Below are 1,198 nucleotides of genomic sequence, written 5' to 3' on the forward strand. Positions count from 1 at the left end.
TAACAAGCGACTGTGGTTCAACCGTAGCTAAATAATTATTCATAAGACCACTCCTGACCATTCCGGATCATCGCATTCAGGATGGTCAAAAACTTTCTCATCGCTGCCGTTAAGGCCACTTTTTTGTGCTTTCCCTGCTTAACCAGATGACGATAAAACCCACCAATGATGGGATTGCACTGCGTTGCACTCAGTGTGGCCATGTAAAGCGTTGTACGGACGTTGTATCGACCACCCTGAATGCGCCTTTTTCCTTGCGACTTTCCGCTGTCACGATTGATTGGAGCAAGGCCGGCAAGGGCACTGATTTGTTTGTTGTTCAGCGTACCAAGTTCTGGCATTTCGGAGAGCAGTGTCCAGATAAGAGCTTTGCCGACACCAGGAACGCTTTCCAGTAATTCTTTTCGCTCAAGCCAAGAAGGCTCAGCTTCAACCGATTTTGAGAGTCTGTCCTCAACCCACTGGATCTCTTTCTCAAGGGCTTTCAGTATCCGGTTGCATGAGCGTTCCATTTGCTTACCCATGACTTTACTACGATTCGTCTCCTGAGTGCGTATCTGGATTAGTTGACGGCGTCTGACAACCAAGTCTTTGATTAACTGAAGGTTTTCACTTCTTTGCTTAGTTATCCTGGGCTCCATGACTGCAGCGAAACGAGCGATGATTCTGGCATCAATCTTATCCGTTTTCGCTAACTGGTCCGCGGCACGAGCAAACTGTCGGATCAGTACCGGACGTACGATCGCTACTGGTAAGTCCTTCTCAAAGGCTGCTGAAGCGAATGCCATTTCGTAGCGTCCAGTGGCCTCCATAGCAATGCACTGAACCTTATAGCGGTTAAGTATCTTGATGGCTTCACGAATACCTTGTTCATTATTTTCAACGGTAAAGTGGCGATCACGTTCCCAGATAAAAATATCCAACTGGAATTTCCCGACATCAATACCGACGTTAATACCCTTCTTCTCATGTTTCATTGTCATAGCGTCCCGTACTTGCTAGATTCGGGCTTAGAAGCCCATTCGACTGTTCGAGTTAAAATCGGGTCGGAGAAGCATCCAGGCTTGTTAACGGTATCGAGTACCTGTCGCAGATCGGATTACTTCTCCGGTAACTAGTTGCCGCTAGCTACGGGCTTCACCTTATATATAAAACTGTCGAGGGAATAGCGGTTAACAATGAAATTGAACCATACAAG

At 46.8% G+C, this 1,198-nt stretch carries 1 protein-coding gene; it reads right to left on the minus strand.

Going from position 1 to position 1,198, the window contains the following annotated elements; translation table 11 throughout:
* Nucleotides 1-35: 35 nt before the first annotated feature.
* Nucleotides 36-983: an IS110 family RNA-guided transposase gene (locus BW941_RS17580; protein WP_139325888.1), complete on the minus strand. Its 948-nt coding sequence runs from the start codon at nucleotides 981-983 to the stop codon at nucleotides 36-38.
* Nucleotides 984-1,198 lie beyond the last annotated feature (215 nt).

Origin of the sequence: Thalassolituus maritimus (assembly GCF_900156675.1) — a bacterium.
Lineage (GTDB): Bacteria > Pseudomonadota > Gammaproteobacteria > Pseudomonadales > Oceanobacteraceae > Thalassolituus > Thalassolituus maritimus.

Bases quoted from the DNA above. Each gene is read 5' to 3' on its own strand.
- BW941_RS17580 (WP_139325888.1), bottom strand. From the start codon at position 983: ATGACAATGAAACATGAGAAGAAGGGTATTAACGTCGGTATTGATGTC.